Source organism: Dyadobacter sp. CY347 (assembly GCF_021502655.1).
Lineage (GTDB): Bacteria > Bacteroidota > Bacteroidia > Cytophagales > Spirosomataceae > Dyadobacter.
Map to the genome: position 1 here is coordinate 91624 of NZ_JAKFFT010000009.1, position 20880 is coordinate 112503.

Below are 20880 nucleotides of genomic sequence, written 5' to 3' on the forward strand. Positions count from 1 at the left end.
TTGGCTGCCGTAGTTTTGGTCAAAATTATTATTGATCCAAAACAATTAGCTCATGAAAACCTTAGTATTGGGAGGAACCGGGAAAACAGGCCGCAAGGTTGCACAAAGATTACAAGCGAGGCATGCAGATGTCAGAATCGGTTCACGCACCGCATCACCCGCTTTTGACTGGGAAGATCCATCCACCTGGAACGGCGCGCTCGAAGGCATAGGCCAGGTCTACATTTCTTATCAACCTGACCTGGCCTCACCGGGAGCGCTCGAAGCGGTCAGCACTTTCACAAAGATCGCATCGCAAACGGGCGTTAAGAAACTTGTCCTGTTATCCGGACGCGGTGAAGCGGAGGCGAAGCAATGTGAACAGGTCGTCATGGGTTCGGGATTGAACTGGACGATCATCAGGGCCAGCTTCTTTAACCAGAATTTCAGCGAAAGCTTCATCGTCGATTCAATTCTGGCCGGATATGTGATGCTTCCCGTCGGAGACGTGCGGGAACCATTCATCGACACCGACGACATTGCGGACATAGCCGTGGCGGCACTGACTGACGAAAAACACAATGGTAAGCTCTATGAAGTGACAGGCTCCAAGCTCTTGACTTTCCGCGAGGCAGTTGAAGAAATCGCCGAAGCCTCGGGCAGGGAAATTGTTTACCAGGAAATTACAGGCGACGAATACGAAGCAATGCTCACGAAATACCAGGTTCCGGCGAATGTCATTTCCCTATTAAAATATCTCTTCATCGAAGTCCTTGACGGCCGGAACGAATATCTCTCAAACGGGGTCGAAGAAGCACTCGGCCGCAAGCCAACGGATTTCAGCACATTCGTAAAAAAGGCAGTCCAAACGGGTGTTTGGAACCAGCGGGAATAGAAATGAGCGGTTTGGTGAGCAATCCGCGTCATTTTTGACCCTACCAAAATTTCCATCGGCCTATTATCACCTGATTGATTTCAAGTGTTAATAGGCCGATGAAATATTACAATCCTCCACGAGAAATACGTTTACTTCCGAACGACAATTTTTGTCTTAATAATGTGCCCCTCTTCGTCGACGAATTTAAAAATGTATGAACCGTTTTCAAGCTTCTGAATGTCCAACTGATCATCGGTTTGGGATACCGAATGGCTGCGGTCACGACCACTTAAATCTGTAACAGTAATGCTTAATCGGTCAAGAGAAATGTGCTTAGATCGAATGGTTAAAAAGGACGAGGTCGGATTGGGATATAAAAGATCATTTTCTAAAAATTGGTCGAAAAATACCGATCGGACGGCGCTGTACGTAAAAGATTGATCTGCATCTACCATTTTTAGTCGGTAAAGACTGGTGCCGGAAACTGGTTTTGGATCGACAAAACTATAATCTTTTCGCTCTGTACTTTCCCTACCAGATACAACCTCTCCAATTCGCTGCCATCCTTTTCCATCGCCACTTCGCTCAATGACAAAATGATCACTATTTGTTTCGAATGTCGTCCTCCAATCCAAAACCACCGCAGCACTTTCAGCCCTTGCCGTAAAATGACTTAATGTAACAGGAAGCGAGCCTGAAACCGTGCCGAAGGTGTAAAATTCATAGCGGTCCGGAAGCAATGTATTGGAGGTAGTTATAGATCCAGTTTGAAGGGACGAAGTTCTGCCCAGGATTGACGTGACATCAACCACCGACGGAATCAATTCCCATTTACCATTCCTCCATCCTACAATAGTAAGCTGATCCATTTCATCCGCAAATGATGGAATCGCACTGGAGTTTTCCCACGTCAGCGTAAGTTTTGTCGGATTTGTGCCATTGATGTCCCAATACTCTGTCTCGCTGACTGCTGCTACGAAAACATCTTTGGCGGTTGTATTCAGTGACGCAGCAGATGGGTTCGAATGGAAGTACGCACCGGTGGTATTGTCTGCCGCGGCTGCGAAAGGTCCGTAAAAGCCATTATTACCAACGGGAAAAACAAATAAAGAAGCACCGAATTTCCGGACATAGCCATCAACAAACCCATTTGCCCCTGCATTGCTAACCTGCACATTTTGCGCAAAATTCAAAACTCCAAAGGGTGATGTACGCGCCACAAGGACAATAGCAGCAGAAACACCGCTTCCGCCAGCAAAGCTCTGCGCTCCATAAAGTGTTATTTGACTACCAGAAGGAATTTGCATATTGCCATATATCCGTTGCTGCGCATTGCTGCTAAGAGCCGTAGCAAAAAGGGAAAATGAGATAAGACATTTGGCATACCTTCTACCAAAAGAGAATACCAGTCGCTGTTTGGTTACTAACACAGGTCGAATCATGGGAGATAGCTAATTTTAAATTCCCCGCCGAGCACTTTAACGACACAGCCATCCTGAGGCGACTTGATATTTGGTAAAATTGAAAATGACAAATTTGAGTTTGGCATCAAGTTGGTGAGAACAGTTGCTTTCAAAATGTATCTATCCTGATAAACAGGTGCGAGCCTTTCATCTAAGACGGCATACTCTGATAAAACTCCGCTATAAACCGGATTTACCTCGATCCCCATCAAGGATGTGCCTGTGCAACCTTCGCTATTTTCGATTGTAAGGCTGGTTTCTACGTTATATTTACCTTCGTACAAAACATTGTAAACGCCACTAAGCGGGATGTGAAAGCCGCCTTGTGCCCACATCAGCGATGGGAAACTAAGATAAACACGCTCTCCATTTGTCAACGGGCCAGTTGCGGCTCCCGCTGCCAGCAAAAAGGGAAAAGCACTCAAATTACTCGGTGTCAAAAGCCTCCACCTGGCATTACCTTCGGCGTCAGAAACCAAAACCTTTTCATTTTCCTGAGATCCATCTTTAATGGTAACCGTTCCAGTGGTCTTGTCTATTTTGAATTTTCTTCCATCGGAAGCCTCCACTTCAAGGTTCGAAGTTGCTTCAATGGTGGCAGGATTGTTCCCGATTTTAAGTTGTGCCATCAAATCATTACCACAGAGATTGATGAGCAGGAAGGTAAAAACTAAGGGTAGAATTTTAAATTTCATAAATGGAATGAAGAGTTAAATAAATGTTCTCAGTAAAGATGTAACTTTTTTGTGTAAATGAAGGTCCGAATAGGCTTCATCATTCACATTCCCTAACACCCGGAGCAAATGCACAAAAAAAAGCTGGCGGCCACATTCGTGGCCGCCAGCTTCACCATTGCTTGCTGCAAATTATTTCATCTTATCCAGACTTTTTGCATGTTCTGCGTGCGCTTTGATCACGGGCAGCGTTTTATCGATAAACGCTTTCAGCTCTGCGTCTTTCACTTCTGTTTGTGCGTCTTCAAAAAGTTTCACAGTTTCATCGTGATCCTTTTTCATTTGTGCCACGTAGGCTTTGTCAAAATCACTTCCGCTTTTGCCACCCAGGTCAGCTGCTGCCTTTTGCTTTTCTTCATTTGGTGCCGAAGGCAAGGTAATGTTTTTGCTTGCAGCCAGTGTTTTAAGCTCATCATTTGCTTTCGAATGATCTTTAATCATTTGTTGCGCAAATTCTTTCACTTTCGGATCTGTTGCTTTGTCTACTGCGATTTTACTTAATGCAACTTCCGCCATTCCGCCATTCGCAGCTTCTACTGCAAATTCAGCATCGTCTCCCGCAGAAGCGGATGAAGTGTCTGAAGCGGAAGTGTCGGCGGCAGCCTCGTTGGTGCTGTCTGCAAACTCAGTCGTGTCCGTTGTTTCAGTCGATTTTGACCCGCAGCCGGATAGAATTGCTATCGTTCCCAGCGCCATGATTGTTGATGCGATTTTCATTGGTAATGTTTTGTTTAAGTGGTGATAAAATCAGCTAGGCCGGATATGCCGGCATATGTCGCACTCATGTATAAAAAAGCATGCCCGGCCAGGCTGAGATTGCAGCGATTTAGCCCGGCAGTATGAATGGAGATATTTCGACGTGAAAATCACAGTTAGTGAAATCGTCGCTTGGATAGTAAGATTTTGATAATCGTGCTTTTATACAGAGGTTAGGAAATTCACTTAACGTAAAAATAAACAATCCTCTTTTCTTAAAAACAACTCATTATCATGAAAATCATTATCATCGGCGCTACGGGAACAATCGGTAAGCACGTCGTAAAAGCACTGGAAAACGGAAACGAAATTGTTCAGGTCGGTTCAAAAAGCGGCGATTTACAGGTCGACATTGCAGATGCTGCATCAATCACAGCTTTATTTGAGAAAGTTGGACCGTTTGACGCGATCGTTAGCACTGCCGGTTATGGCCACTTCGGTCCGCTCGCCAACATGACGGAAACGGAGTTCCGTGCGGGAGTAGACAGCAAACTAATGGGCCAGGTAAACCTTGTGTTGATAGGCCAGAAATACATTAACCCAAACGGTTCATTCACATTAACATCAGGAACCATGGGTGACGATCCGATCGTACTTGGGGCCGCTGTAAGTGCGATAAACGGTGCTATCGACGCTTTTGTCAGAGCTGCTGCCATTGAACTGACGAATGGCGTCCGCATCAATGCAGTCGGACCAGACGTAGTGGAAGAGTCGCCGGGTTATTTCCCTTTCTTCCCGGGCCACGTTCCGGTTTCCATGCACCGCGTCGCACAAGCTTATGTAAAAAGCGTAGCAGGCGGTCAAACCGGCCAGAATTATAAGGTTTTGTAATAATTGAAATAAACATAGACTAGCATAAGAAAGCCCTGGCAATGCACCAGGGCTTTTTTTAGTATTAGTATAAGCAGGTTGCTGACTGAATAACTGCGTCGGCCGAAAATTTTTAATAAAATAGTTTTTTGTCAGGCAACCATTCGTTCTGCAAGATTATTCTTACCAATAGAACATTCGCAAGGGACATTGATTACGCTCTTAATTATTCATCAAGCTCAGCAAAAAGACGTCTGTTCGCAGCGAAAGCTTTTTGATGCCTACGGGAAAATCCTGCACCGCACTGCAAGACGCTATCTGCCGGATAATAACAAAGTAGAAGATGCCGTATCCAATGCGATTTTTATTATGCTCGAAAAAATGGGCCGCTGCCAGTTTGAATCGGTAGGCGCGTTTGAAAGCTGGATAAAAAGAGTTGTTGTGAATGAATGCCTCGCGATCATTAAAAAAGAGAAGCCCTTTAAAATGTTGGAGGATCAGGAAACAGAAAGTTATTTTCTCGACGAAATTGTCATTGAAAACCTGACTGCGGACAGGATCATGGAAGTGATCGCAGGGCTTCCGGTTGGCTATCGGACGGTATTTAACCTCTTCGAGATTGAAGGTTACTCCCATTCTGAGATATCAGAAATGCTGGGGATCAGACTTGGGACATCAAAATCCCAGCTTAGTAAGGCGAAAGTAATGTTGCAAAAAAGAATTATCGACTTAGATCCGAGTTATGAAAAACGAAGACTTGTCTTGTAAGATCAGAGCGCTGCTGGATACGTCTGATAAAAGTGACCCCGATTGGGATCCCGATAAGTTTTGGGACCGGTTCGAGGCCCGAAAGAAAAGACAGCAGAGATGGGTCGTGCTCTCCTATTCAATGGCGGCGATGGTAATTTTTGGGATATTGTCTATTGTTGTCACGGGTGATGGCATGAATGGTTACTTCGGGACCAAACCTAGGGTAAGCAGCATTAGTCAAACTAAAAACATTGATCCCACATTAAAATTAGAAACTCGCAGACCTTTGCGTCGTGATGCAGAAACGCCTGTGCAGCATAGCGTTTTTAAACCAAACATCAAGCAGAATGTATCTCATGTTGCAAGTTCTAATTCAAATAAGCCATTAACAGAACCATCTGAGGTTTTTGCAAAGAAACGCGGCAATTCTTTCCGGCAGGTATCTTATGGGAATGACCTTTTATTCGGGCAAAGCATCCCTGTCTCAGACGAGGAGCATAATGAACTGCCTTCCCTGCTGGAAATGTTTGAGCAGGCCAAAAAGGAACGCGAGCTTCGCAATCAAAGTGTCCAGCTACAAGACCCGGCAAACTTCCGCAGTTTCTGGCTCACTGTAAATCAGCACGTTCTGGCGAGTAAGCTTAGCAGCGATCAGCTCCATTACGAGCGTTACTGATTGTTTTTTGATTAAACAACATTAAGCCGAAATGCGCTTTTAATTTTCTAATAAAAATTTATATACATGAAACGTTTAACAAACTTAGGTCTGTTTGCCTGGATGATATTGACCCATTTGCAAGCTTTTAGCCAGGCAACTGAATCTACTGACACCCCGAAAATTGGTTATACAAATGTTGATTTGGTCATGGCCCGGTTGCCGGAAAGCAAGGCTATGTTCAATGAACTGGAGATCACCAAGACCCAGCTCGAAAAAGCGATCGATGAATCCATCAAAGAGTTTCAGGGGAAGGCTGATGCCTACCAGAAAACAGCCAGTCAGATGACCGATATCATCCGGGCTGATAAAGAAAAGGAGTTGGAGAATTTACAGACACGTATCCAGGAAATGCGCAGTAAAGCGCAATACTCACTGCAAAACAAACAGCAGCAGCTTATGGCGCCCATTCAGGATAAAGTCAATGCCGCGATTCAACAGATTGGTAAAGAGCATGGTTACGTTTATATTTTAAATATGGACGGCGGGGAAGGAACAGTGCCATTTATACTATTCGCCTCTGCGCAGGAGAATAATGTTACCAATTTGATATTGGAAAAATTAGGTGTAGATCCGAACCAGCCTGAGCCGTCTTCGAAATCCGAAAAGTCACCAACCAGTCCAGCCCCCTCAAATCCAGCCAAGCCAATTCCCGCCACTAAAAACGCCAAGCCGTAAACACTCCACGCCAATGACTTTCATGGATTGTCATACCGTATAAATTGTTGCGGGAATATCACGTATATTCACAAAGGCCAGCAAATGTGCCGCTTTGAATATTGTTTTGTATGGTATTGGAAATTACGCAGTTGAGGCAGCGGTATGGCGAGCGCGAAATCCTATCGATCCCTTCTTTTTCAATTGAAAAAGGCATTTATTGGATACAAGGAGAAAACGGCGCTGGTAAGTCGACACTTTTCAGGACGCTCGCCGGAATGTTACCGTTTGACGGAAGCATCAGGCTGGAAGGTAAATATGATCAGAAAAAAGATCCCGTCGAATACCGGCTCCGCCTCAACCTCGGGGAAGCAGAGCCGCTTTATCCGTCTTTTCTCACGCCAGCCGACCTGATTGCATTCGTCGCCGAAGCACAGCGAGCCAGCGATGCGCAATGTGCGATGCTGATAAAAGCATTCGGGATCAACTATCTGGATAACCCGTTTGGGAGCTGTTCCAGCGGCATGGTGAAAAAAGTTTCGCTGGTACTTACCTTTCTGGGCAACCCGGCGGTCATTATTCTCGACGAGCCGCTCATAACCATCGACCGCGAAGCCCGGGAAGTGCTTCTTGAATTGATCAAGGAATACCATCGCAACGGCGTTACATTCCTGCTATCATCACACCAGCAATTCGAGCAGGAAGGGCTGCATGTTTCTCAAAGTTTCCAATTGAAGGATCAAACGCTCATAGCCAACGGTGCCCTATGAACATGCTGCTGCTTTCCACCGTTTCAGTATTTTTCAGGCAGCGCGCGGGAACATTTCTGATGTTGTTATGTGTGCTTTTCGGATTCCTGAGCGCCAATGAGCACCACGCTTTCGCCGTATTTTTCCTGACCGGAACCTATGGAATGCTTACGCTTTTTGGGATCTGGTTGCTTTACAGCCTACTCTGCGGACAGTTCGTGATTAGCACATGGAAGTTACCAGAATACAGGTTCATCTATCACAGCCGCGCTTGGCCTGTGTTCGTACGCACGCGTAGATTTTTATTACAAGCATTGGGCTTTCTTCAACCCATTCTGTATTATGGCATTTACCTGTTGATCATGGCCGTTCAGGATAAGCTGCTAAATCGCTTTTGGCCGGTCATTCCTTTTTATATTTTGTTAATATTACTCCTCGCCGTCACAGCAGAATGGCGCATCAGGAAGCCAGTTTTGTATGTGCCGGTCAGCCGCAAAAGCATTATTAAATGGTCTATCCCAAGACCCGCATCCCCGCTTTATTGGTCCATGGAGTGGCTCGTGCGCGAACGGGGCATTACTTTGTTAGTTGGAAAAACAGGCGGAATGCTGGTAACCGCCGGAACAATGCTTTATTACAGCTCGGGCGAATACGACATCAGAATGCCGGCCGTCGGCATGTCGCTGGCCTATTTGCTCAATCTGGGAATTTCATTGGAGTTATATAAATGGGAAGCGGAAATCTGGCTCTGGGGCAGATCGCTGCCTGTTTCATTATGGAGGCGATGGGCCGGGATTGTCGTGCCGCATTTGCTGCTGCTCTTGCCCGAGACAATCGTCGTGATGCGAAATGGTGCAATCGGCATTTCCGGGATCGTACAATTGTATATGCTGGGTGTGACCATTCTTATACGGTCGCATTTATATATTTATAAAAAGTCAGGACTGCCTGAGAATGCCATGCAGGTTATCCTGTTCGGTTTTACCATTCTAACCTTATTGATTTTATATAAAATACCCCTCCTCCTGCTTTCTGCCTGCGGCCTGATGTTTTCACTTTATGCCTTTCCCAAATTTTATCCTCTTCGCAGGATTAGAAATTGTTGAACTGCAACTAAAACAGACCCGTTACATGGGTTACAATGTTCCTAGTCATTGCTATTGGTATGATTCTTTCCCTGCTCACCAAAAATCGCAAAATCTTAACTTACTGTACTTTGGACTGGCAAGAATTGTTTATTAACGACCTGGATTGGGAATTCGCCATTGAAATCGTAATCCGAACCTTAATCATGTTTGCCGCAATTCTGATCTTCCTAAGAACCTCGGGCAAAAAAGGAGTCAAGCAGCTTTCCATTTTCGAAGTTGCCATTATTCTAGGCTTAGGCTCGGCAGCCGGAGACCCAATGTCCAACAAAAAAATGCCATCATACCCGCCCTGCTGGTTTTCATTACAATATTGGGGTTTTATCGGTTGATCACCTGGTTTGCCATGAGGAATGAAAAATTCGAAAGAGTGTTGGAAGGTAGCCCGGTTTACCTGATCGAAGACGGCATATTTAACTTAGACACGGGCGACGAAACCTATGCAAAAGACGAATTTTTTTCTGAAATGCGCCAGCAAAGCATTGAGCATCTCGGCCAGGTCCGGACCGCCATACTTGAACCCAATGGAAATATCAGTTTCTTGTTTTTCGAGGACGATGAGGTAAAACCGGGGCTTCCCGTGATGCCCAAACTTTATAAACAAACAACCAAAAATGTAAGCGAGCAAGGTAAGTATGCCTGCGTTGTTTGCGGAAACATCGAGCACATTCCCACAGGCCCAAAAAAGTGTGGAAGATGTGAAAACAACGACTGGGTGAAAGCAATACAAACCAAACGCGTGGCTTAACGGCAGGTTTCCCGATTTCGCTTACGTCCCATGAGTTTAGAGAAGTTTCCGGTTACAACCAGTAAAATTCCACGTTTCTGAGTTATTACTGATATGAAAACGAAATCGATCATTTTAGTAATCCTCGTTGTTACTGCAGCTGTCCTGGTATATTTTGGCCTGAGGACAAACCCGGTTGTAACAAAAGCGCAGGAACCAACATTACCTTATCCCTATCAAAGTGAAGATGTGACTTTTGCAAATAATAAGGCCGGCATCAAGCTCTCAGGAACATTTACCTATCCTAAAAAAGAAGGCGCGTTTCCAGTAGTGATATTGATCAGTGGAAGCGGACCGCAAGATCGAAATGAAGAAGTATTTGGCCATAAACCGTTCCTTGTCATTGCCGATCACCTCACCCGACAGGGAATTGCTGTCCTGCGCTATGACGACCGGGGCATTGGTAAGTCAACAGGCAACTTCATGATGGCCACCACGCTCGATTATGCAACGGATGCAGAAAGTGCCGTAGCCTATCTCAAAACGAGAAAAGAGATCGATTCGCAAAAAATTGGCTTGGCCGGGCATAGCGAAGGTGGATTAGTGGCTGCTATTGCCGCGTCCCGGACGAAGGACATTGGCTTTGTTATTTCGCTTGCCGGGCCGGGTGTCAAGGGGATTGAAGTCATTAAATTGCAATCCGAGCTGATTGCGCGTGCTGGCGGCATTGAGGAAAACGAGATAGCCATGATGAAGAAAATGGACGAGGAAACGATTGAAATCCTACTTAGCACACCAGACACCACTTTATTGCGGACAAAAATGGCAGCACATGCTAAAAGAAATTTGAAAAACTTTCCCGAGAAAGTGCTTCCCCCCGGTCAGAGCAAAGAGCAATTTTTTGCCAGCCAGATCAATGCAATGTGCACACCTTGGTATCAGTTTCTTTACAAATCAGACCCGGCGGCGTATTTTAGCAAAATCACTTGTCCTATCCTGGCTTTAAATGGCGCCAAAGATTTGCAGGTAAGTGCGTCGCAAAATCTGCCTGCCATTTTAAAAGCTGCAAGCGACGGGAATAATAAAAATGTTACAATTAAAGAGCTGGCTGATCTCAACCATTTTTTTCAGTCGTGCAAAACAGGCCATCCGAATGAGTATGCAGGTCTTCCCGAAACCTTTTCACCGGTAGCCCTCGCTGCCATATCCGATTGGATTACTACGCAAATCAAACTATCAAACAAATAAACCAGGAAACCTATGTACCTACTTCACGGAAAATTAAATGCAAAGGCAGGCCATGCCGAAGAACTCGCCAACATCCTGTTAGAAGCATCCCAACTGATGTCCACTGCAAAAGGATGTAAAGTTTATGCGGTTGGAAAGGATGCAAATGACCTAAATGCCGTCTATGTAACGGAAATCTGGGACAGCAAAGAGGATCATGACAATTCCTTAAATGTGAACGGAGTCAGAGAATTAATAGGCAGAGCCATGCCAATTTTCGACGGCCAACCATCCAAGGGACAGGAATTAGAAATTTTAGGAGGAGCAGGATTGTAAGCCTGCTCTGCTGCTAGGCAATAGTTGTTTCGGTTAGATGGCGCAACATTCGCCTACCGACTGAGTTTCGAGATCGAAAACAACGTTCCTTTTGAGTTAAAAAATAGTGTTAAGAAACTATCCTCGTAAACCGTGCCGTTTTTTACTTCATTGATGCTTGCGGATTTGTAGCGTAGGTTTTGAGACACGCCGTCGTGGTGGGTAATTTGAAATCCTTTAAAATTTAATGGCTTTCCTGAGACTGGGACCAGTTTATCTCCCACTTTAAATGTTTGTCCACCCACCTGTCCGACTGAGATTTTGCTGTCCAGTAAATGCCAATTATCTAATTTTCCTTTCAGGAAATACAGCTCGTTCTTGCCATACCTGTACAGCTTCAATGTATCCGCATCGATTTCGGAATAGTGATTTGAAATGCTATCAGGCTTTCCGAAGACCTTTACACAAGCTGCAAAGCTGGCTCCTGACAAAACTCCCTCAGCTTCATTATTTGGACTGATCAAAGCGATCTGCTGAACATCCACTTCCGGAATCTGGGCTTTCGAATAGGCGGAAACCAGAGTAACCAACATTAACACAAAATATTTCATGCGCGCACCTGTTAATTGGATTTACAAATAAAGCAAAAAGCACCTGGCAAATGAATGCTAAGTGTTTTTGAAGCGGCAAAACGGCATTTTTTTTAGCGCTAGTTTCATTTTCCCAGGCGTAATGATTCTGCGTAAGCATCCGGAAGGATACAGTCTTCCACGGCCTTGGCCGCTTTTTCAATGTCATAATCAAAACGTATAAAGTCCACCATAATGCTCTCCTTGCTTGATATTGATGCATCGGCATTGATATGCAGGATCACATAGCCGCCCCTTAGATCTCCATCCTTCGGTTTACCGACAGAACCAATATTGATCGCATGCCGGAAATGATCTGTGCCGTCTGGCTCAACTGAGCCCAAGATCCTGTGATAAGGTTTGTGGGTATGCCCGAAAAGCATCACATCAGCACTGGCCTGCTCCATAATGCGTAACATGCTTTTTTCGTCGCGGTCCTCAAATAGGTATTCATTGATCCGTCGCGGGCTACCATGTACCAAAAGCAACGATAACGGTTTGTGATTTAATTGAAATTCGAGACGGATGTGTGCCGGCAGCGTTCTTAGGTAGGCCCGCTGCTCGTCTTTGACAATTTCGTTTGTGTAAGCAATCGATACTCTGCCATTTTCTTTTTCTTCGTCTGTCTTATATGCGCAGCCGCAATCGTCGCTGCTCCTTCCAATCCCAAAGTCATAATTACCAGCAATGGTAGGGATACCGCGCTTTCTAATTGCGTCAATAACTTCATTAGGCCAGACGTTATAACCAACCAGATCACCCAGACAATAAATGGCGTCAGTATCTCTGGTTTCAACATCTTTGAAAAACGCCTCCAATGCCGGAAGGTTGGCGTGAATGTCTGAAAAAAGGGCAATTCTCATTTAAAAAGTGGTTAGTTGAAAAACTTGTGCTGTTGTTTGAGTGCAAAATTGACCATCAGGATCAACACCGGCACTTCGATTAGCGGGCCGATTACAGCAGCGAATGCAACCCCCGAATCAATACCGAATACAGCGATTGCGACCGCGATCCCGAGCTCAAAGTTGTTACCTGCGGCAGTGAAGGCCAGGGAAGTAGATTTGGCATAATCCGCGCCTGCACGCTTCGACAGGTAAAAAGCAGAGAAAAACATGATTGCAAAATAGATTGTCAGTGGCAGCGCGATACGCAGCACATCAAATGGTATGCTGACAATCAGCTGACCTTTTAAACTAAACATCACCACAATGGTACAGAGCAAGGCAATCAAAGTCATCGGGCTGATTGCCGGAAGGAATTTCTTCTCATACCATTCCTTACTAAATAGCTTCGTTAACACGATCCTGGAAATAATGCCAGCCAGGAATGGAATGCCCAGATAAATGAAAACACTTTGGGCAACCTGGCCGATGGTGATGTTTGCCGCCAGGCGGCCCTGCTCAAATCCTTTTAAGCCAAAAAGCGATGGCAAAACTACTACAAACACATACGCGTAGACCGAATAAAACAAGACCTGAAAAATGCTGTTGAAAGCCACCAGTCCTGCCGCATACAGGCGGTCACCATTGGCCAGGTCATTCCAGACAATCACCATGGCAATTCAGCGCGCAATGCCGATCATGATCAGCCCTATCATGTATTCCGGCTTATCTGGTAAAAAAATTACTGCCAATCCAAACATTAGCAAGGGACCGATAATCCAGTTTTGAAGCAGGGAAAGCCCGAGGATCCTGGTGTTTTTAAAAACCTTTGGCAGCTCTGCATAACGCACCTTGGCCAGTGGCGGGTACATCATCAGCACAAGTCCAATGGCCAGCGGAACGTTCACGCCTGACACCGAATTAAATTGGTTGATAAAATCAGGTGTGCCCGGTAAGAAATAGCCAACTGACACACCAATCAGCATGGCTAAAAAGATCCATAAAGTCAGGTAGCGGTCTAAAAAGGAAAGACGGGGGTTATTCATTCTTTTTGATGACAGGGGCTGGCGCGCAGCATGAAGCTCCTGCTGACGCTGTGCCGCAGCTTTGTTTTCGGGTAAGTGCCTTGCATTGGGTGAAATCCGGGACCAGGTTTACTGTAAATGTTTTACCATCGGAAGCAAACTCTCCGGGATACATCTGGCGGGTATCAAACTTCGAATTGCCAAATTCAATTTTAACAGTCGCAGTTGGGTTTAGTGGAAGCGATTTTTCAACCAGGTCAACAATTTCCATCGCCTTGCCAGTTTTCATCGAACGGTCTACTTCTTGTTCTGATGGCTCCCAAAGCTGCACGATCACTTCTGTCCAGCTATTCATTACGCCGCCGCAATCGACTGAAACGATCGGCGCTTGCTTAATTTCGGTAATGTGGTAAGAGCTGTCCACAAACTTTCCCTCCTCAAATTGAAATTGCAGGTGCAGGTCAGGATTTTGCTTAAGGGTATTTTTGAAATCACCCCACGTCATCGGACCGCGGGTTTCCGGATCGCCGGCCGCCGGATCGCCGGTCGCCGGATCGCCGGCCGCCGAATTTAATTGCCTCATAGCTTCTATTGGTTAAATGTAATATTACGATTGATATTTTCAAAAAAATGTCCTGCCTAGTTACAGCAGGAATTAGTAAGTGCAAATGTATCCAGCAACGAACCAAATGTGCTTTGTGCTTCCTGCCACACGACCGGGTTTATGCAATAACATACCCTTGGCGGATTGATTTCACCATGGATAATCCCAATCCTTTTAAGCTCTTTAAGATGCTGGGACACAGTCGCCTGGGCAAGTTCGAGTTCATCCACCAAATCACCGCAAACGCACGCTTTTCTAGAAATCAACAATTGGAGGATCGCAACCCTGGCCGGGTGCGAAAACGCCTTTGCCAGATCCGCGATACGGTTCTGCTGCTCGGTAAATATTTCGGTTTTGGTAACTCCCATGCCGCAAATATAGATAGAATTTCAATAATTGCAATATTACGATGAATATTTTTGTTTGATAGAATCTTACGATGAATTATAACTTACTTGATCTTCAAAAACAGAGGCACACGCAAATCCCTGCAGAAAAGCTGTTACTGGCATTTCCAAAGGTTTGCAGATCCACCCCCTCTTATGTGTCCCGGGAGTTTCTATCCTTTGGATGCAGCGCTCATTAGTATTGCATTTGAATTGCTAGACATGAAGAAGTGATCATTATTAAAACTCCTTATCTCCAAACTCGCTGGCCGGCAGCTTGGCCTTCTTTGAGCTTTGGTTGAGGTTGTAAGTCAGGTTTAAGAGGAAGATATCCGTCTCTTGAATGTAGTTGGTGGTCGTAAAGAAGTCCTTTCCGCAGGTTGTGATCCGTTGCTGGTTTGAGCCAATGAACCCAAGGTCCACATTTTGCCATTGAAGTGTGGCAGCCAGTTTCCCTTTCAGAAAGGTTTTTCTGGCAGAAAGATTGGGTGTGACAAATTGCGAATCCCTACCCTGGGCAGTAACCTGCTTTGACAAATAATTCATTGACGCTTGCAGCTGAAAGGTTGAGGAGAATTTGAAGGTCGTATTGGCATTAACCGCGTAGATCCAGCTTGATCTGTTCACCCGCACATCGTTATTGAATAACGAACCATTAAACAAAATTACAATTTAACGTCTTGGCCGTGAGGTAAAATAACTGAACGGTGTTGCATTGCCGAAGTTTTCATTAGACCAGCCGCAACCCAAATGCGGGTATACTCAAAATTAAATTGATTCATCATTTAATAAGATTTCGAGTATTTCAAATAAAACAAAAAGCACCTAGCAAATGAATGCTAAGTGCTTTCGGAGCGGCGAACCGCATTTTTAAGAGCCCCCAGTCGGGATCGAACCAACGACCTACTGATTACAAGTCACGTAAAAATAGTATTTTTTGCTACTTTTTTATTTTTTGTTATTTCTGTAAATATTTGGAAAATAGACTGTTATCGTTATTTCAGGCATTTTTATTTTTTGTTATTTTTGGATGTTTTTTAAATTTGTATTGCAAGTTTATTGCAACCAATACCAAATGACAAGAAATCATGGGCGCTATAACAGTCAATTTATTCCTTGATAAACGTACTTCAAATGAGGGTGCAGGCATTGTAAAATGGTTGGTTTCCTTCGAGGGAAAACAACGACTATTTACCACAGGGATCAAAGTCCAGGATGAGGATTGGACATTTCTAAAAAAACACAAAAATGGAATTCCCGGACAAGTCAAGAATGACTATCGCCGGAAATTATGGAACATGTTTTACGGGAATTACTTCGAAGACGATCAAACCGGAAAGGAAGTAGAAAGTTACCTGTCCCGAGCTAAGACAATTATCTCAAAGCTTCAAAGTGATTTTAGCTTCGAGTTGTTTGCACACGAGATAAGCATATACGGCCAGGACCGAAAAATCTTGGAAAACCGCAAGGATGATAATAACGTTGTTGCTGCACTGAAATCAAAAGCCGAATCCATGACACAACAAGGCAGGATCGGTAATGCAACCAGTTATCTTTCAGCCGCTGCTTCCCTAAGCCGTTTCGTAAGTTCGCTGACGATTGAGCAGCGGTATGAATACCTAAATTACATTGCGCCCAAAGGAAAGGCTGTTGCAGCTGAGGACCTCGTCATAAAATTTGAACACCTGACACCGCAGATGCTGGCTCTATATGAAAGATGGATGCTCAAATACGGTAAAGCCGCAAAAAGCGAAAAAGGAAAAGCTGTTGCTGCTTCCCTGACGACAGTCGGTATTTACGGCCGCCACATACGGTCAGTGTTTAATGATGCTATTGAAAAGGGCATCGTCAACCGGGATTTGTACCCGTTCTCTAAAAATCGTTACACCATTCCAGCTGGCAGCAATACCAAAAAGGCGCTAACGAAAGGTGAAGTATTAAGGATCATGGAATACCAGTGTGCACCTGGCCTGGAGCAACGAAGCCGAGACTTATGGGTATTTTCTTATTTGTGCAATGGGATGAATGTCAATGATATCTGTCGATTAAAATGGGAGGATATTCAGTCTGACAAGTTGACTTTTGTCAGGCAGAAAACGGCCAGGAGCAGAAAGAGTAACCAGACCCGTATTAAGGTTACCCTGTTCCCGGAAACGCTGGCAATCATAGAAAGGTGGGCAGGCAAGGACCGACATGCCAAAAAACACATTTTCCCATTCCTTGAGAATGATATGCCGGTGTTGAGAGAGCGCATCATCATCAGCCAAGTCATTAAGATTACCAATCAATATATGAGAGGCATTGCCAAAGAGCTTGAAATCGAAAGCGACGTTAATACTTACAGCGCCAGGCACTCTTTCGCAACAATTCTGCTGCAATCAGAAGCGCCACTCGCATTCATCAGCCAGTCGCTTGGCCATACTTCGATTTCGACCACGGAAAGCTACTTAGGTAGTTTTGATGATGAAAAAACAAAGAAATATCTCAGCGCGTTGTTGTAGTTACTGACCTTGAACATCGTCTAAATAGCCAGTAATGTAATTTCAAAGCATGGAACACTTCAAGGAATATTTCACCTTCTTACAAAAATTTGACCTTCGACTAACTGAAATCAGGGACAAGCGCGAGCCTGCCGAACTCGGACCAGTCTTCAAAGCTGGCTATGATATTACGCAACAGACCCCAAATTTATCATTACAGTTTGCAAAGCACTTGCAGATCTTAAAGGACCTGGCTGTCATTGACATCATTGGCGCAGATCCCGGGAGGAGAAAAGCATATGTGGGTCAGGCAAGGAAGCTTTTATCTCTATTCAACAGGTTTTGGCAGAATTACTTCCGTCATTACCCAGCGAATGGCGAAAGTTTCCAGGATAACTTTTTGCTGATTATCGAATTCGCAGAGATTTTCTACAATGATATTCTGGAGCCTAATAAGACGGAGGCAATTGTCACCCCTGAGTTCGTTGAGGATCTTTGTGATTCAATTCGGGAAAGAGAAGAAAGCTTGGCGGGCTTTATAGCGGAAGTCACTGCGCTTGCAAAGATAGAAGATCAAAATTCTGAGATTGAAAAAGCAACTGCTGACGAGTCAACGCCAGTCCGCATTCGCCGCTACCCTGTATTTGTCGAAGGAATAGCTGATCAATTTTTTAAAATCTTTAAGGAGTATTTTGAAGAGAATGAACAGCAACCGCTATTCTCACTGCTAACCGACAACTTTTCTCCAAAAGACAAACTGCTTTTCAATAGCAATGGCAACCAGCTTGCTGATGCCTTCAAACAGCTCATTGAAGCGAATTTGATTGTTTCCTGTAACAAGGCCGAACTTGAAAGCTGGATCATAGCGCATTTTCAATATGTTTCAAATGGCCAGGCCAAGCCGTTCACGACTGGCTACCTGAATGGTATCATTTCTTCGGATACTAAAATCTGCAAGTCGCCAATTCTTGATGTCACCAGGAACAGCGCCAGTGGCTTTGCCTTAATTCCTATGGCCAGGAGCAAAAAAGGAAGGGACAACTAAATAAAAATCAAAAAATATCGGTAGGCAAATGCGGGGTAATACTGCTTCCAACTTGTAACCCTCCAAACCAAGCACCTAACATTGCGGTATCAAACAAAAACATGCAATGTTATGGAGCAATACTCATTTGATCAGCTGCCACGGGCAGTTTCCGAGCTTCACCAGAAGCTTGACAGCATCCAGGATCTACTTTTGGAATCCCGACAGCCAGCCCCGTCAGCCATCGAACTAATGACGATTTCCCAGGCAGCTGAGTTTCTTAATCTTTCCGTGCAAACACTTTATGGAAAAGTCTGCCATCGGGAGATCCCGGTCAGCAAGAAGGGCAAACGGCTTTACTTCTACAAATCCGAGCTGGAAGAGTGGATCAAATCTGGCAAGAAAAAAACAATGTCTGAACTCCGCGAGCAACTTCCGTCCCTGGTAGTTGGGCGCAAAGCAAAACGTCACTAAGCTGTCTACCTGATGATGACCGCCAACAATTATCCGTTGAACCTGCCAGGCAGTTATATACGGGTGCAGACCGGCTATTACAAAAAGTGTATGCAGCCCATGGTCAGCAAGGAATTTATGGAGATGTGGATTCCATGGTCAGCCGAAATGCTCAGGCAAGACCTGGAACCCAGCCAGATCAAGAAGATCAGAAAGTTTGATGGTTTTTGCTGCGTCCCTGATCATCTGGACTACAAAGAGATTGTCGGAAACTTTTACAACCTCTATCACCAGCTGGATGCAAAGCCAGAGCCAGGTAACCTGTCCAATACGCTCGGGTTTATACGGCACATTTTTGGCGAGCAGTTTGAGCTTGGCCTGGATTATCTAAGCCTTCTTTACCAAAAGCCGACACAGAAGCTTCCGGTGCTTTGCCTGGTCTCCAAAGAGCGTAAAACCGGGAAGACCACTTTTCTGAATTTTCTGAAACTGATCTTTGGAAAGAACATGACCTTTAACGGCAACAGTGATTTCCGCTCGCAATTCAATTCCGACTGGATGAACACTTTGATCATTGCCGTTGATGAAGTGCTGCTAGACCGAAGGGAGGATTCAGAAAAGATCAAGAACCTGAGCACGGCCCGCAGTTCCAAGGTAGAAGCCAAAGGCAAGGACAGAAAAGAAACCGAGTTCTTTGGCAAGTTTGTCCTGTGCTCTAATAATGAAGAGAACTTTATTGTCATTGACCCGGCCGAAACCCGGTATTGGGTACGCAAGGTGCCCGTGCTTCCCTCTGAAAACATCCACCTATTGGACATAATGGTAAATGAGCTTCCGGCCTTTCTGCATTACCTGATCTCGCGAAATCTGTCTGTGCCGGTCGCGCAAACCAGGATGTGGTTTTCGGAAAGACAGATCCGTACCGATGCATTGATGCGCGTGATCCGAAACAACCGTAACCGCCTGGAAACCGAAATGCTATTTATCCTCAGGGAGATCTTTGAGACTACCGGCATCAGTAAACTCGAATTTACAAACAAGGACATGCTCGAGCTTTTGAAACGGAACATGCCCAGGCTCACTCGACAGCAGGTTTCTAGTGTCCTGCAAAACGATTGGGGATTGAAGCCGGTAGCCAACAGTTTGAACTACCAGACCTATTTGTATAACAGCTGCAATGAGCTTGCTGCGGTGCATTCAACGGGAAGGTATTACAGTGTTTCTATGGACTGGATTAGCCAAAAGTTTGATGAGGAGCCATAAAATGCTGCCTAACAAGCTAAATATCAGCATGTAATATGCTCATCTAAGTATCTTATTTTATGATGAGGTATGATGAGCACGATGAGAAAACTCATCATGGTAAATATGCTTGATGAGGCTTTGATGAGCCCGTAACTTATATCATTATCAATTATTTACATCCATTTCTCATCGTCTCATCATAAAAACGGCTTCTACCAGCCTGCTTAAAACAGGTGTTTGCTTATCAAAGAATAAAATCATGAATATCAAGCAATTAAACCAGCTACCAATCACTGATTTTCTGAGTAAAATCGGTGTCGACCCTAGCTATAAAAGAGGAGAAAGTCAATGGTACGTATCGCCTATCCGTGAGCCAGAGCATTCCCCTTCGTTTAAGGTGAACACGGCCATTAACAGGTGGTATGACTACGCGCTCATGCAGGGTGGCAAATTATTTGATCTGGCAGAAAGGCTTTATCCCAACCAGGATGCAAGTAGTCTAGTGGAAAAATTGAACAGCCTTTTTCTCTTTGAACAGCAAATGCCCAATCATGCATTGTCGGCTAAACCTATATTGCCGAGGGTTACCGAACCAGTTACTGCTGCTGCTATCACTATCAACGAGGTGAAGCCTCTAGGAAACAACCCAATGATAACCAGCTATCTGGAAAGCCGGGCTATTGCGATCGACGTGGCAAAGCGGTATTGTAAGGAAGTGTATTATCAGCTGGAAGACAAACAGTACTTCGCGGCAGGATTTGAAAACAGATCCGGCGGTTATGAGCTTAGAAATGCTTACTTCAAAGGATCAACTTCTCCCAAGGATATTACCCACATTGAAAACGGGGCACAGTCCATTTGCGTGGTTGAAGGGTTTATGGATTTTCTTTCCCTACTCACCCTGCAAAAAAACATCCATCCGATCCGCAGTGATTTCCTGGTACTCAACTCGGTGGGTATGGCAGACAGGAGCCTGGATATTTTAGAAGGTTATCGTAGTATTTTCCTATATCTGGACCATGACAATGCTGGAAGAAAGACGCAGGAAAAATACGAGTCGGCAGGGCTTAAAACAGTTGATGCCTCGATCATTTACAAGCAGTACAAGGACGTAAATGACTACTTAGTCAGTCAGAAATCAAGCCAAGGAAAGGTGAAAAAGCAGCAGGCTATTAAAAAGTCTGGCGGGCTGCATTTGTAAAAGTCATCATAGAGCAAGTTTGTGTTTTCGCTTCGCAAAAACCCGTCC

At 44.8% G+C, this 20880-nt stretch carries 24 protein-coding genes and 1 pseudogene; 16 read left to right on the forward strand and 9 right to left on the reverse strand.

Annotation, left to right across the window (positions count from 1 at the left end):
- The first annotated feature begins 52 nt into the window (after positions 1-52).
- Positions 53-874: an NAD(P)H-binding protein gene (locus L0659_RS21260; protein ID WP_235128594.1), complete on the forward strand. Its 822-nt coding sequence runs from the start codon at positions 53-55 to the stop codon at positions 872-874.
- Positions 875-1005: 131 nt separating this feature from the next.
- Here the strand turns inward: L0659_RS21260 and L0659_RS21265 are convergent, their stop codons facing one another.
- The 3 genes from L0659_RS21265 to L0659_RS21275 all read right to left on the reverse strand — a co-directional run bounded on the left by L0659_RS21265 (position 1006) and on the right by L0659_RS21275 (position 3770).
- Positions 1006-2163, reverse strand: coding sequence for a T9SS type A sorting domain-containing protein (locus tag L0659_RS21265; protein WP_235128595.1), 1158 nt, complete (start codon positions 2161-2163; stop codon positions 1006-1008).
- Between the two features lie 131 nt (positions 2164-2294).
- Positions 2295-3014, reverse strand: coding sequence for a hypothetical protein (locus L0659_RS21270; protein ID WP_235128596.1), 720 nt, complete (start codon positions 3012-3014; stop codon positions 2295-2297).
- 171 nt (positions 3015-3185) lie between these two features.
- Complete coding sequence (locus tag L0659_RS21275; RefSeq protein WP_235128597.1) at positions 3186-3770, reverse strand: DUF4142 domain-containing protein; 585 nt, start codon at positions 3768-3770, stop codon at positions 3186-3188.
- Positions 3771-4043: 273 nt separating this feature from the next.
- Here L0659_RS21275 and L0659_RS21280 point away from each other — a divergent pair, with 273 nt between their 5' ends.
- From L0659_RS21280 to L0659_RS21325, 10 genes are all read left to right on the forward strand, one after another.
- Positions 4044-4640 carry a short chain dehydrogenase gene (locus L0659_RS21280; protein ID WP_235128598.1) on the forward strand — a complete coding sequence of 199 codons (597 nt, stop codon included), beginning with the start codon at positions 4044-4046 and terminating at the stop codon, positions 4638-4640.
- A gap of 189 nt (positions 4641-4829) precedes the next feature.
- On the forward strand, positions 4830-5387 hold the full coding sequence (locus L0659_RS21285) for an RNA polymerase sigma factor (RefSeq protein ID WP_235128599.1): 558 nt from the start codon (positions 4830-4832) through the stop codon (positions 5385-5387).
- On the forward strand, positions 5362-6045 hold the full coding sequence (locus L0659_RS21290; protein WP_235128600.1) for a hypothetical protein: 684 nt from the start codon (positions 5362-5364) through the stop codon (positions 6043-6045). The genes L0659_RS21285 and L0659_RS21290 overlap by 26 nt, the downstream gene beginning before the upstream one ends.
- Positions 6046-6111: 66 nt before the next feature.
- The gene (locus tag L0659_RS21295) at positions 6112-6762 is read left to right on the forward strand and encodes an OmpH family outer membrane protein (RefSeq protein WP_235128601.1); all 651 of its coding nucleotides are present in this window, start codon (positions 6112-6114) and stop codon (positions 6760-6762) included.
- A gap of 110 nt (positions 6763-6872) precedes the next feature.
- Positions 6873-7511 carry an ATP-binding cassette domain-containing protein gene (locus L0659_RS21300; RefSeq protein WP_235128602.1) on the forward strand — a complete coding sequence of 213 codons (639 nt, stop codon included), beginning with the start codon at positions 6873-6875 and terminating at the stop codon, positions 7509-7511.
- Positions 7508-8596 carry a hypothetical protein gene (locus L0659_RS21305; protein WP_235128603.1) on the forward strand — a complete coding sequence of 363 codons (1089 nt, stop codon included), beginning with the start codon at positions 7508-7510 and terminating at the stop codon, positions 8594-8596. Before L0659_RS21300 ends, L0659_RS21305 begins: the two co-directional genes overlap by 4 nt.
- Before the next feature lie 35 nt (positions 8597-8631).
- On the forward strand, positions 8632-8967 hold the full coding sequence (locus L0659_RS21310; protein ID WP_235128604.1) for a hypothetical protein: 336 nt from the start codon (positions 8632-8634) through the stop codon (positions 8965-8967).
- Between the two features lie 14 nt (positions 8968-8981).
- Positions 8982-9383: a YetF domain-containing protein gene (locus L0659_RS21315; RefSeq protein ID WP_235128605.1), complete on the forward strand. Its 402-nt coding sequence runs from the start codon at positions 8982-8984 to the stop codon at positions 9381-9383.
- Positions 9384-9476: 93 nt separating this feature from the next.
- Complete coding sequence (locus L0659_RS21320) at positions 9477-10610, forward strand: S9 family peptidase (protein ID WP_235128606.1); 1134 nt, start codon at positions 9477-9479, stop codon at positions 10608-10610.
- 12 nt (positions 10611-10622) lie between these two features.
- Positions 10623-10925: a putative quinol monooxygenase gene (locus L0659_RS21325; RefSeq protein ID WP_235128607.1), complete on the forward strand. Its 303-nt coding sequence runs from the start codon at positions 10623-10625 to the stop codon at positions 10923-10925.
- 53 nt (positions 10926-10978) lie between these two features.
- On the opposite strand, the gene L0659_RS21330 is transcribed toward L0659_RS21325, so the two are convergent.
- The 6 genes and pseudogenes from L0659_RS21330 to L0659_RS21355 form a co-directional block, all read right to left on the reverse strand.
- Complete coding sequence (locus tag L0659_RS21330; RefSeq protein ID WP_235128608.1) at positions 10979-11515, reverse strand: hypothetical protein; 537 nt, start codon at positions 11513-11515, stop codon at positions 10979-10981.
- 104 nt (positions 11516-11619) lie between these two features.
- On the reverse strand, positions 11620-12396 hold the full coding sequence (locus tag L0659_RS21335; protein ID WP_235128609.1) for a metallophosphoesterase: 777 nt from the start codon (positions 12394-12396) through the stop codon (positions 11620-11622).
- An 11-nt stretch (positions 12397-12407) separates the two neighbouring features.
- Positions 12408-13460 (reverse strand): annotated as a pseudogene (gene arsB, locus L0659_RS21340) (ACR3 family arsenite efflux transporter).
- On the reverse strand, positions 13453-14022 hold the full coding sequence (locus L0659_RS21345) for a DUF6428 family protein (RefSeq protein WP_235128610.1): 570 nt from the start codon (positions 14020-14022) through the stop codon (positions 13453-13455). Before L0659_RS21345 ends, arsB begins: the two are co-directional and overlap by 8 nt.
- A gap of 56 nt (positions 14023-14078) precedes the next feature.
- Entirely contained in the window at positions 14079-14411 is a 333-nt protein-coding gene (locus tag L0659_RS21350) for a helix-turn-helix transcriptional regulator (RefSeq protein WP_235128611.1), read from the reverse strand.
- A gap of 258 nt (positions 14412-14669) precedes the next feature.
- Positions 14670-15062 carry an outer membrane beta-barrel protein gene (locus L0659_RS21355; RefSeq protein ID WP_409019373.1) on the reverse strand — a complete coding sequence of 131 codons (393 nt, stop codon included), beginning with the start codon at positions 15060-15062 and terminating at the stop codon, positions 14670-14672.
- Between the two features lie 455 nt (positions 15063-15517).
- Between L0659_RS21355 and L0659_RS21360 the strand changes: the two genes are divergently transcribed.
- From L0659_RS21360 to L0659_RS21380, 5 genes are all read left to right on the forward strand, one after another.
- On the forward strand, positions 15518-16930 hold the full coding sequence (locus L0659_RS21360) for a site-specific integrase (protein ID WP_235128613.1): 1413 nt from the start codon (positions 15518-15520) through the stop codon (positions 16928-16930).
- A gap of 49 nt (positions 16931-16979) precedes the next feature.
- Positions 16980-17954 carry a hypothetical protein gene (locus L0659_RS21365; protein ID WP_235128614.1) on the forward strand — a complete coding sequence of 325 codons (975 nt, stop codon included), beginning with the start codon at positions 16980-16982 and terminating at the stop codon, positions 17952-17954.
- A gap of 111 nt (positions 17955-18065) precedes the next feature.
- Positions 18066-18407 carry a helix-turn-helix domain-containing protein gene (locus L0659_RS21370; protein ID WP_235128615.1) on the forward strand — a complete coding sequence of 114 codons (342 nt, stop codon included), beginning with the start codon at positions 18066-18068 and terminating at the stop codon, positions 18405-18407.
- A 12-nt stretch (positions 18408-18419) separates the two neighbouring features.
- Positions 18420-19649: a primase-helicase family protein gene (locus L0659_RS21375; protein ID WP_235128616.1), complete on the forward strand. Its 1230-nt coding sequence runs from the start codon at positions 18420-18422 to the stop codon at positions 19647-19649.
- A gap of 241 nt (positions 19650-19890) precedes the next feature.
- A complete protein-coding gene (locus L0659_RS21380; protein WP_235128617.1) occupies positions 19891-20832 on the forward strand; it encodes a toprim domain-containing protein in 942 nt (313 codons plus the stop codon).
- The last annotated feature ends 48 nt before the right edge of the window (positions 20833-20880 follow it).

What these genes read in the sequence shown, in the direction of transcription:
- L0659_RS21325 (WP_235128607.1), top strand. Translation starts at nt 10,623, where the DNA reads ATGTACCTACTTCACGGAAAATTAAATGCAAAGGCAGGCCATGCCGAA.
- L0659_RS21290 (WP_235128600.1), top strand. Translation starts at nt 5,362, where the DNA reads ATGAAAAACGAAGACTTGTCTTGTAAGATCAGAGCGCTGCTGGATACG.
- L0659_RS21360 (WP_235128613.1), top strand. Translation starts at nt 15,518, where the DNA reads ATGGGCGCTATAACAGTCAATTTATTCCTTGATAAACGTACTTCAAAT.
- L0659_RS21320 (WP_235128606.1), top strand. Translation starts at nt 9,477, where the DNA reads ATGAAAACGAAATCGATCATTTTAGTAATCCTCGTTGTTACTGCAGCT.
- L0659_RS21275 (WP_235128597.1), bottom strand. Translation starts at nt 3,770, where the DNA reads ATGAAAATCGCATCAACAATCATGGCGCTGGGAACGATAGCAATTCTA.
- L0659_RS21260 (WP_235128594.1), top strand. Translation starts at nt 53, where the DNA reads ATGAAAACCTTAGTATTGGGAGGAACCGGGAAAACAGGCCGCAAGGTT.
- L0659_RS21300 (WP_235128602.1), top strand. Translation starts at nt 6,873, where the DNA reads ATGGTATTGGAAATTACGCAGTTGAGGCAGCGGTATGGCGAGCGCGAA.
- L0659_RS21345 (WP_235128610.1), bottom strand. Translation starts at nt 14,022, where the DNA reads ATGAGGCAATTAAATTCGGCGGCCGGCGATCCGGCGACCGGCGATCCG.
- L0659_RS21380 (WP_235128617.1), top strand. Translation starts at nt 19,891, where the DNA reads ATGAATATCAAGCAATTAAACCAGCTACCAATCACTGATTTTCTGAGT.
- L0659_RS21265 (WP_235128595.1), bottom strand. Translation starts at nt 2,163, where the DNA reads ATGCAAATTCCTTCTGGTAGTCAAATAACACTTTATGGAGCGCAGAGC.
- L0659_RS21330 (WP_235128608.1), bottom strand. Translation starts at nt 11,515, where the DNA reads ATGAAATATTTTGTGTTAATGTTGGTTACTCTGGTTTCCGCCTATTCG.
- L0659_RS21270 (WP_235128596.1), bottom strand. Translation starts at nt 3,014, where the DNA reads ATGAAATTTAAAATTCTACCCTTAGTTTTTACCTTCCTGCTCATCAAT.
- L0659_RS21305 (WP_235128603.1), top strand. Translation starts at nt 7,508, where the DNA reads ATGAACATGCTGCTGCTTTCCACCGTTTCAGTATTTTTCAGGCAGCGC.
- L0659_RS21280 (WP_235128598.1), top strand. Translation starts at nt 4,044, where the DNA reads ATGAAAATCATTATCATCGGCGCTACGGGAACAATCGGTAAGCACGTC.
- L0659_RS21370 (WP_235128615.1), top strand. Translation starts at nt 18,066, where the DNA reads ATGGAGCAATACTCATTTGATCAGCTGCCACGGGCAGTTTCCGAGCTT.
- L0659_RS21335 (WP_235128609.1), bottom strand. Translation starts at nt 12,396, where the DNA reads ATGAGAATTGCCCTTTTTTCAGACATTCACGCCAACCTTCCGGCATTG.
- L0659_RS21295 (WP_235128601.1), top strand. Translation starts at nt 6,112, where the DNA reads ATGAAACGTTTAACAAACTTAGGTCTGTTTGCCTGGATGATATTGACC.
- L0659_RS21365 (WP_235128614.1), top strand. Translation starts at nt 16,980, where the DNA reads ATGGAACACTTCAAGGAATATTTCACCTTCTTACAAAAATTTGACCTT.
- L0659_RS21350 (WP_235128611.1), bottom strand. Translation starts at nt 14,411, where the DNA reads ATGGGAGTTACCAAAACCGAAATATTTACCGAGCAGCAGAACCGTATC.
- L0659_RS21315 (WP_235128605.1), top strand. Translation starts at nt 8,982, where the DNA reads ATGAGGAATGAAAAATTCGAAAGAGTGTTGGAAGGTAGCCCGGTTTAC.
- L0659_RS21310 (WP_235128604.1), top strand. Translation starts at nt 8,632, where the DNA reads ATGTTCCTAGTCATTGCTATTGGTATGATTCTTTCCCTGCTCACCAAA.
- L0659_RS21375 (WP_235128616.1), top strand. Translation starts at nt 18,420, where the DNA reads ATGATGACCGCCAACAATTATCCGTTGAACCTGCCAGGCAGTTATATA.